Origin of the sequence: Desulfurivibrio dismutans (assembly GCF_029210385.1) — a bacterium.
Taxonomy (GTDB): Bacteria; Desulfobacterota; Desulfobulbia; order Desulfobulbales; family Desulfurivibrionaceae; genus Desulfurivibrio; species Desulfurivibrio dismutans.
In genome coordinates this window covers 174,051-184,505 of the sequence record NZ_JARGDQ010000007.1, presented here as the reverse complement: position 1 = coordinate 184,505, position 10,455 = coordinate 174,051, and the positions used below count along the sequence as shown (strand labels likewise).

At 49.7% G+C, this 10,455-nt stretch carries 6 protein-coding genes; all 6 read left to right on the top strand.

Features of this window, described 5'->3' with window-relative positions; genetic code table 11:
- The coding region (locus P0N66_RS09815; protein WP_275804855.1) for an IS4 family transposase at window positions 1-1,330 on the top strand (1,330 nt) is incomplete at its 5' end.
- Between the two features lie 116 nt (window positions 1,331-1,446).
- The gene (locus P0N66_RS09810; protein WP_275804854.1) at window positions 1,447-7,272 is read left to right on the top strand and encodes an FkbM family methyltransferase; all 5,826 of its coding nucleotides are present in this window, start codon (window positions 1,447-1,449) and stop codon (window positions 7,270-7,272) included.
- A 101-nt stretch (window positions 7,273-7,373) separates the two neighbouring features.
- Window positions 7,374-8,483 carry a GDP-mannose 4,6-dehydratase gene (gene gmd / locus P0N66_RS09805; RefSeq protein WP_275804853.1) on the top strand — a complete coding sequence of 370 codons (1,110 nt, stop codon included), beginning with the start codon at window positions 7,374-7,376 and terminating at the stop codon, window positions 8,481-8,483.
- 131 nt (window positions 8,484-8,614) lie between these two features.
- Window positions 8,615-8,809 (top strand): hypothetical protein, encoded by a 195-nt coding sequence (locus P0N66_RS09800; RefSeq protein ID WP_275804852.1) that lies wholly within the window; start codon window positions 8,615-8,617, stop codon window positions 8,807-8,809.
- A gap of 5 nt (window positions 8,810-8,814) precedes the next feature.
- Window positions 8,815-9,405, top strand: coding sequence for a hypothetical protein (locus P0N66_RS09795; RefSeq protein WP_275804851.1), 591 nt, complete (start codon window positions 8,815-8,817; stop codon window positions 9,403-9,405).
- A 36-nt stretch (window positions 9,406-9,441) separates the two neighbouring features.
- On the top strand, window positions 9,442-10,410 hold the full coding sequence (fcl, locus tag P0N66_RS09790; RefSeq protein WP_275804850.1) for a GDP-L-fucose synthase: 969 nt from the start codon (window positions 9,442-9,444) through the stop codon (window positions 10,408-10,410).
- Window positions 10,411-10,455: the final 45 nt, after the last annotated feature.

The window sequence follows — 10,455 nt, the reverse complement described above, 5'->3', positions numbered from 1 at the left end:
AAAGTTTATCCCCCGCCCGTTTCTTAAGCAGGAACAGGATGGGGCCATGAGTCGCCGGAGGCTTTTCTCAAAAGAGAATACATTCTGGGCTTTTTTCAGTCAGGTGCTGGATGCGGACGGGGGCTGCAAGGAAGTGATCCGCAAGCTTCAATCCTATGCCTCTATTAAGGGAGTAAAGATTCCATCATCCTCGACCGCCTCCTATTGCACGGCTCGCAGGAAATTGGACGAACAGATGCTCTCCGAAATTTTTGAACACACGGCGGATCGGCTTGACAAAATGCCGGAGGCCGGCTTGTTGAACAACCGGCGAGTCATTGTTGTCGACGGGACGGGGGTCAGCATGCCGGATACACCGGCGAGCCAGGAGGTTTGGCCGCAGTCGTCCTCTCAGAAGCCGGGATGCGGTTTTCCGACGGCACGTATCTGTGCCTGTTTTTCGCCGGAAAGTGGGGCTTTGCTCAGTTACGCCATCGGTAATAAAAAGAATAACGAGCTGCCGCTGTTCCGCAAGCAGTGGAAGATGTTTAAGCGGGGAGACATCTTCCTCGGAGACAAAGGGTTCTGTAGTTATTTCGACATCGCAAACCTGGAGAAACAAGGCGTCGACAGCGTTGTTACCCTTGCCAGAAGAACTCCGGTCAGTTCGGCAGGCAGCCTTAAAAAGCTCGGGCCTGATGACCTGCTGATAACGTGGAAACGCCCCGTCTATAACACTATTCTGTCGTATTCGAAAGAGGCATGGGAGGAGCTTCCGAAGGAGCTTGTCTTGAGACAGATCAAGGTCACGGTGAAACATCCTGGATTCAGAACTCAGGGGTTCTACATTGTCACGACCCTTCTCGATGCCAAGCGATATCCTGCGGAAGAGATTGCCGAACTTTACTTCAAACGGTGGGATGTCGAGCTGTTTTTCCGCGACATCAAAACGACCATGGGCCTGGACATTCTGCGCTGCCGAACTCCGGAGATGATCCGCAAGGAAATCTTGATGTACTTTATCGCCTACAACTGCATCCGGCGATTGATGTATGAGGCTGCGGAAGAAGCGGATATTGAGGTTCGGGTTGTGAGTTTCAAGGGCAGTGTGCAGGCCCTTCGTAACTGGGAGCCCCATTTAAATCAGGCGAAGATCAGCCGGGCAGAGCGTTTCAGGTTGATCAGTGATTTGTATGACGCGATGACCAACACTCCGATCAGGCAACGCCCAGGGCGAAGTGAACCCCGATGCCTTAAGCGACGCCCAAAAAATTACCAGCTGTTGACCTCACCAAGGCATGACATGAAAGAGATTATGCACCGGAGCAGATATCATGCTGCAATCGCTTAAACTAGCGCCATTCTGGTCTGTCCCCTATTATTGCATGGATTTTCTCGTTTGTTTGCGCATGCTGCAATCGAGCGATTAGACCCTAAAATATTGCACACAACGAGGTGAAACTTTACATGTCAAAAATTTTTCTCTACCCCCCTTTCTTGGGCAAATCAGAGCTGGATAACATTATAAGTCGACTGGCGTGGTACTTCAAGCCTTATCTTGATCGGATTGAGGAAATTCATGTTGCAAGTACGCATATAAAGGTCGATGCGGTAAATATTCCGCATTTTATCGATCCATCAATAAAAGATGAACTTCCTGCAATATTAAGTAGGTTGCGCCTTCTTGATCTATCAAATTTCAACAAGGAGATTGCACAATTCGATCCTGCCGAGGATCTGATTCTTCTTTGGAAGGAGGGGGGCGAAGCTCAGGCGCCAAAACCTTTAGTGGCAGCGATAGAGGCGGCGAAGAAAAAATCTGGTTTCTGGCGTGTCGATCCGGTTAAGGATCGCCTTGAGGGCTCCCACTATTTGCATGCCGGTTGGAACAAATTTGCCAACCAGGCTGACTTGATAAGAAAAAATAGAGAGAAATTCGAGGCGATGGCCTCATTGATCGGTCATCACAGGAAGTGTTACGTTTTTGGGACTGGGCCGTCACTGAGCGAGTTTTCTGAAACGAAAGATTTCAGTGATGGTATTTCCGTGATTTCCAATTCTATCGTTAAAAACACAGAAATACTTGAAAAGACGAACCCGAAAATAATTGTGGCGGCCGACCCCCTATACCATGCTGGTTGTTCTACCTATGCTGCCGATTTCCGGGCAGAACTTGTTGAAGCCATGCGCAGGACGTCGGCGTACTTTCTATGTCCGATGCGCGATTATTCAATCTATGAATCCTGCATCCCCGAATCACTGTTGGATCGGGTTATAGGAATACCGTTCGATAAAAAGTCGGCACCAGTTACGGACTTGGGCACCAATTTTTGCCTGAAGCCCTATCCCAACATTCTGACTTTGATGTTGCTGCCGGTTGCATCAACTTTCTCGGATCATATCTCCGTAGTAGGTTGTGACGGCCGTAAGATAACCGAGAATGAATTCTTTTGGTCTCACGACAAGAAGGCTCAATTCAACGAGCGGATGGCTGATATTCAACAAGCCCATCCGGGTTTTTTTGCTATCAACTATAATAACTACTATTTAGGTCATAGCCGTGACTTGGAGGAGTCTGCCTGCGCGATCGAAAGCGCAGGAAAAACAATATGCAGCGAGACGCCGTCGTTTATTCCTGCGCTACACAGTCGGTCTGGTAATGACCAGTGGCAAGCCGCTTTGCACACCGACGTCATCGGGGTGAAGTCCATCGTAATCCTTGACCCGGATGCTAAAGGGCTATGGGGACATTTCCTAGCATACGACAAGAGAATCGCTGAGGCTGTAAGTGAACTAGACTACAATATGGCGGTCATTTCGCGTAAGGATATTGATCCGACCCTCTTCCCGAGATCCGTTGACAGATCAATAGGGGTATTTTCACACCACAGTTGGGATTACGGGAACAAAAATAATGCTGCGATTAAGGAGGTCGCACTGGCAGCATTTGTGAAAGAGTTACACACTGCAATCACAGAGCTTGACCTAGCCTTTTCTAAGGGCCGGATTGTTATCTACTTCTACACCGGGAGCATTGAGGCTGCTGAACTCGTTGAATTTCTTCTGATTGAGTTTCCGAGGTTTTCCGCAGTTATCAACCTGTTCTGGTCATATAACAAAGATCACCATGATGAGGCATACCGGAACCGTTGGCGGCCCGTAATGCAAAGAATGTTGAGGTCAGGCCAAGTGGTGCTGACACACTCCACGACGCAAATCGCCGAGCAGTACAAACGTGACTGGGGGGTAGTTATTCCGGTTCTTCCTCACCCTAGTACAACTTTTGGAGATGATAAAGGAAGGCTGGTCTCATTGTTGCAAGGTTCTGGCAGTTCTCATAAGCCTGTCAGAATTTTATTCCCTGGTGGTGCCAGTAGGGCAAAAGGTTTTCTGCTTTCGGTTTACGCGGCTTCCGAATTATCAAGTAATACCGATTTAGAAGTCATTCTTCGCGCAAAACTAGATATGGCTCGGGAAAAGCCTGGCAATGATCATGGTGCCGAGTTGATTAACGCCTTTGAGTCTGTAGACAAAACCGCAATCCAGGTGCTTGACCAGGAGTTAAGCGATGATGATTTTATCCGCATGATGTCAGGGAGTGACGTTGTCGTACTGCCTTATCTGCCGGATGCGTTCGAGAGGCGCACTAGTGGCATCCTTATCGACTCGATTATCTTAGGAAAACCTGTCGTCGTTGTAAAGGGCACTTGGCTTTCTGACATTGTAAAGGATACTGGAATTGGCGTCAGTGCGGATGCGACTGCTTTATCGGTACGTCAGTCCGTAGCCGAGGTTGTAAGGCGGCTGGGAGTGTTTCAAACCAATGTCAAGCGGGCAAGAGAGCGGTACCTGCGCGAAAATTCTTGGGCCAACCTTGTCGAGACGATTGTTAGTCTTGGTGTCCGCACTGAAGTTCCTATAAATAAAGTGCTAAAAGTCGGGGATGGGGAGACGTCGCGGAAGATTGTTGCGCCGCGCAAGCCAGCACCTTTGAAGCAACCTGCGGTTGTCATTGGCACAAGTAATGATCGTTCCAATCATGTATTAATTTTCCACCCTACTTTGGTTACAGCAGGGGAAAGAGATTTTTGGGACCGGATGATTGATACATTGAGAGAGCGTGGCTATTATCCGATCGTGATTTCATTTTCGAATGTCAATGAGTTTATTTCGTGCCCGAGGATTTTTATTCCTATTCAGTTTGACATATTTAACTTTACGGAGGATTTTGCTAGTAGCAGAAAAAAATATCAGAAACTATGCGCGGAATTCAACCAGACAGTACAAGGCAAGGAAGCATTTGAATCGCTTGTTGAGTCAATTCTAAATTGTAAGACGATTGCAGAAAAGGATAAGGCTGCTTGCTTTTCGCGGGTAATAGAAGGTGTCGAAATTTTCGTTGGTTACATATTGGACTTAATTGCAAAATTGAATCCAGCGCAAGTTATCGTCAATAACGATACGCTTCCGCTCCACTTTATTGCCCATCGCTGCGCCAAAAGTCTATCGATACCGGCAATATATTCGGAGCGTTCCCCCGTAGGGAGTCAATGGTTTGAGCCGGATGGCTTTTACGCGCAATCACACATTCCTGAATTTATTGCGGATAGCTCATGGGAAAAACCAGGGTCGCATGAGGAAACAGGCCGATTCATTATTGATCAGCTGCGCAGTTTTCCTGCGGCCCATAGAATATTGGCGGACCCTGTCTCACAGGGTGCAAACATCACGGCTGTCCGAAAAAACACTAAGCGAACTTTTTTGCTGGCTCTTGATGCAGTTAAGAATACCGGTTGGGCACAGCAACACCATCCTCTGCGTGCAGAAAATTACCCGCTTTTCAAGACTCCCGAAGGAGCGGTTTTATATTTGGCAGACATGGCACGACGATTTTCTGCCAGATTAGTTGTAAAACCCCACCCCTCAGACGAATATGGTAAACATATGTCGTTGCCAGAAGGGGTGGAGCTATTTGAAGGAGATATTTCAGAAGCACTAAATAGCTCAAATGTTGTGTTTTGCTTTCTTACAAAAGTTGCATGGGCTACCATGGCCATGAGGAAGCCGCTCGTCACTCTAGGGCCAAATGTGGCTGCATTAAGTGGTATTGCATTTCATTGCGAAGAAGTTAGCGATATAGAGGAACAAATTGGGCGTGCACTTGAGTTTACAGCAAATGAAAAGGCCGACGCCAAGCTCCATCGGTTTGTCGGCTTTATTGGGAAGTACTATTTTGTCGAAAATGATTGCTCCAATAAAGGTGCCGATCGATTTTTAAACAAATACTTTCCTGAGCGCGACGCTGCAAAAAAAATCGAGTGGAAAAATATTTCTCGTGCCGACATGGTGAATAAATTGCAAGGCATAGATCTGACAGCGCCTGATCTGCTGCCATCTGCTGCGACAGGGGATTTAGGTGACCTGGATATTGTGTACGGGCCATTTAGCAGGTCTCGTGAACGCCTTATTGACGAAGTGGAGATTGTGAAAAACTTATTTAGATGGAAAACATTGAGTAATAAAAAGCGACCTTCAATAATGCTGGATGTTGGAGCCTGCCAAGGTGATTCGTTTAAGTCGTTTCTCGAAGCAGGATGGCACGTACATGCTTTCGAGCCCAATCCACCAATGCACGAGAGGATTAAAAAGAAATATGCGAAAAATAAAGATCTGATTGTCAATCAATTGGCAGTCTCTGAGGTCACTGGCAACCAGGTGCCGTTTTATACTTCGGAAGAGAGTATAGGTATAAGTTCATTATCCTCTTTTCGCGATAGTCATCGTCAAACGGCAGTCGTAGATACAATCCGACTGGATGATTATTGTCTTCGCAACAATATCGACAGTGTTGATTTTCTAAAGATCGATACCGAGGGATTCGATTTGATGGTCTTGAAAGGCAATAACTGGACAAGCATTCAGCCAAGGGTAATTATCTGTGAGTTTGAGAATGCGAAAACAGAAAAACTTGGATATTGCTTTGAGGATATTGCGAGTTATCTTCATGTTCGTGGTTATCAAGTTTTCGTTAGCGAATGGCACCCGATTACGCGTTACGGCAGTGGAGAACATCGCTGGCGCGCAATGCATCGATGGCCATCTAAGTTGATTGATCGAAATGCATGGGGGAACCTTATTGGATTTCGTGAGCCTGTTGCTATCGAAATCATGGAGCTAGCAACGCGTCATGCGTTGTACCAATCCTCTTTGGTATTTGCACGCAAGGCAAGACTAGAGGCAACCAAGAAAAGAAGTGGCCGACCGAAGGAGAGGGGATCATTTGTGGACTTGGAGCAGGCACTAGTAGGCCCATTTACGCGTAGCGAATGTGCACACTGGGATGAAACGAGCGGCATCGCCCAGTTGTTTTCTGGTTTCATGTGCGGCTCGACAATGATCGACGTTGGTGCTCATGGGGGTTCGGCACTTATGCCTTTTATAAAAAAGGGATGGGAGGTGTTTGCCTTTGAGCCTGACGATAAAAATCGCACCAAACTCCTTGAACGACTCGCCAAGAATAAAAACAAGCATCTTGTTTCCCTTGATACCCGTTGCGTCAGCAATAAATCACAAAAAGGTGTTTCTTTTTATCAGTCGGAGCAAAGTACTGGCATTAGCGGTTTGTCAGCTTTCCACGAAAGCCATGTTGAGGCACAGAAGGTTGATGTCACTACGTTGACGGAGTTCTTCCGGGATAATCCGATGCCGGCGGTCGATTTCCTCAAAATTGATACCGAGGGGCATGATCTGTTTGTGTTACAGGGTTACCCGTGGGACCGCGGTAAGCCTGCGGTGATCGAATGTGAGTTTGAAGATGTCAAGACCGTGCCTTTAGGTTACACCTTTCATGATCTGTCCCGTTTTTTGGTGGATAAGGGTTACACAGTTTATGTAAGCGAGTGGCACCCGATCATCCGCTATGGCATTCAACACGATTGGAATCGCCTGGTGCGTTACCCCTGCGAATTGGCAGACCCAAAGGGCTGGGGGAATCTGCTGGCCTTCCGCGACCCTATCGACGAGCAGGCTTTGGTGGTGGCGGTGAAAAAGGTGTTGAAAATATCCTCAAATACGAATGGTGACGCGCTGGCCAAAACTCCCACGAGAATTAATATCGCTTCAAATCTCGATATTCGAGAAGCCAATCAAGCCTTCCGTAACGGAGATTTTTCGACCGCTCTTCAAATGTATTTGGAACTTCACAAAATTCGTCCGTTGCGTATGTATAAAGATAATGCGTTAAGAGCAGCCAAGCGTTTGGGTGTCATGCCCTCTGTAATTTTCAAGGAATAAAACTGCACAATTCATCCTGCTTTCCAAGTCGGACACTATATAGCAGAAAAATATGTCACAAGCCTTATGGTTTTAAATCAATTGTTTGGTTGGAGAATATAATGCAAAAAGCACTAATTACTGGCATTACCGGTCAAGACGGGGCCTATCTTGCCGAATTGCTCTTAGAAAAAGGCTACGAGGTCCATGGCCTCAAACGCCGCACTTCGCTGTTCAATACCGATCGCATCGACCACCTCTATCAAGACCCGCATACCCCCCACCGGCGGTTCATTCTCCACCATGGCGACATGACCGATTCCTCCAGCCTGGTCCGCATTGTTCAGCGGGTTCAGCCCGATGAAATCTACAACCTGGCCGCCCAAAGCCATGTGGCGGTCTCCTTTGAAGAGCCGGAATACACTGCCAACTCCGATGCCCTGGGCACCCTGCGGCTGCTGGAGGCGATCCGCATTCTCGGCCTGCAGGATAAAACCCGTTTTTATCAGGCTTCCACCTCCGAGTTGTTCGGCCAGGTCCAGGAAACCCCCCAGAAGGAGACCACCCCCTTCTACCCCCGCAGCCCCTACGCGGTGGCCAAGCTGTACGCCTACTGGATCACCGTTAACTACCGGGAGGCCTACGGCATGTACGCCTGCAACGGGATTCTCTTCAACCACGAATCGCCGGTGCGGGGCGAGACCTTTGTTACCCGCAAGATCACCCGGGCCCTGGCCCGGATCAAACTGGGTTTGCAGGAGTGCCTTTACCTGGGCAACCTGGATGCCAAGCGGGACTGGGGCCATGCCCGTGATTATGTCGAGATGCAGTGGCTGATGCTCCAGCAGGAGCAGCCGGAGGATTATGTTATTGCCAGCGGGGCGCAACATTCGGTGCGGGATTTTGTTGATGCTGCCGCCAGGGAGTTGGGGATGGTTATTCGTTGGCAGGGCGTGGGGGTGGAGGAGAAGGGATTTTTGGGAGGTTCAAGGGGCAAGGGGCAAGGTTCAAGTGAGCGGGTGGTTGTTGCTGTTGATCCTCGGTATTTTCGGCCTACTGAGGTGGAGACTTTGCTGGGGGATGCTGGTAAGGCTCGGGAGAAGTTGGGGTGGGTTCCTAAGATCAGTTTTGTTGAGCTGGTGGCTGAAATGGTGCGGGAAGATTTGAAGGCCGCCGAGCGCGATGAACTGGTTAAGCGCCATGGTTATGATACCTACAATTACCACGAATAAGAGCCGTCGTGTTCGTGGTATGGTGGGGGAGTAAGCTTGTTGTTTTAAGAAAAATCTTGAAAATAAAGCATGTTGTCGGATACAACATAGGCGTTGCCTATGAGAAGATCTGAAAAAAGGGGCTGATGATTATGAAAATCAGGTTAAGAGACATCATGGCCATGATTCCGCCCAAACCGCCGGTTCATGGTGATAAGGAGCGGCGGGCCTTGCGGCGTAAGGCCGCCAGCCTTGCGGCTACCGGCAATGTGTTGGTTCAGTGTGGGCATTTTGCCACCAAGGAAGATATCAACGAGCGTAAAAAAGTACTTCTGTTTAACGACTGATGAAATTGCCGCCCGCCGATCATCGGCAGACCCTCCAGGAAATACGCGATCTGTTCGCGGAAGCTGAACAGGTGATTAAAGAGGTCGAAGATTTTGGCGGCGAGTTGGTTGTCCCGGCCGCCAATCAACTTCGATATACTGGCAACCACCTTATCCGTTATCTTGCTGATCCCGATTGTGCTGCAGCGGAAGAAGAACTGTCCGACGCCATCAAACATTGCAAACGGGCCACCTATGATGCTTATGAGGCGGCCATTTTGTACCAGCTCATGGAGTTCCAGAAATTTAAGGACGATTACCGGAACACCATTGTCACCGATGTTATTCCTTCCTACTCCGATATTCTCGCTCAGGTTGCCGAGGCGCGGGATTTTGCCCGCAAAAATAATCAGAGCAAAACGCGTGGTGAGTCCTATCAAGCCGGGCGGGAGCATCTTGAGGTGATTACGCGAAATGTCAGCAAGCTCAATGCGGCCCGAGAAGAGCTAAACAAGAAGATCAAAAAAGATCGGCTGCATTTCTTTGTCGGGGCGATTGGAGCTTTGAGCGGGCTTGTTCTTCTGATTATCGGGCTTGCAAGCTACCTGTTCAGTTGAATACCTCCTTAACCCTTGCCCCTTGAGCCTGATATCATGAACAAAAAAATCAAAATCTACGTAGCCGGCCATCGGGGGATGGTTGGGTCGGCCATTGTTAGCCGGCTGGAGGACTTGGGCGGCTGTGAGGTAATTGGCCGTACCCGGACCGAGTTGGATTTGGTTGATCAGGCTGCGGTGGCGGAGTTTTTTCAGGCGGAGAAGATCGACCAGGTTTATCTGGCGGCGGCCAAGGTGGGCGGGATTCATGCCAACAACACCTATCCCGCCGAGTTTATCTACGACAACTTGATGGTGGAGTGCAACATCATCCAGGCCGCCCACGCCGCCGGGGTGCAGAAGCTGCTCTTTTTGGGTTCTTCCTGTATTTACCCCAAGCTGGCCCCCCAGCCCATGAGCGAGGAGGTTTTGCTTACCGGCCCCCTGGAGGCCACCAACGAGCCCTACGCCATTGCCAAGATTGCCGGGATCAAGCTCTGCGAGAGCTACAACCGCCAGTACGGCCGGGACTACCGCAGCGTGATGCCCACCAACCTTTACGGCCCCAACGACAATTTCCACCCCGAAAACAGCCACGTTATTCCCGCCCTGCTGCGCCGTTTTCACCAGGCGGCGCAAACCGACGCCGCCGAGGTGGTGGTTTGGGGCAGCGGCAAGCCCAAACGGGAATTTCTCCACGTGGACGACCTGGCCGCCGCCGCCGTCCACGTCATGAACCTGCCGGCGGCAACCTGGCAGGCCCACACCCAGCCCATGCTCTCCCACCTCAACGTCGGCACCGGCGAGGACTGCACCATCCGCGAATTGGCGGAAACCGTGGCCCGGGTAACCGGTTTCACCGGCCGCCTGCTCTTCGACCCCACCAAACCCGACGGCACCCCCCGCAAGCTCCTGGACGTAGCCAAACTAAAAGCCCTGGGCTGGCAACCCCGCATCCCCCTGGAAGAGGGCCTCCAAAACGCCTACCAATGGTTCCTGCAAAACCAGGATCGCTTCCGCAGTTGACCACTCTTTGCCGGCTGGGTAAAATATAGTCATTGCACCAATCAC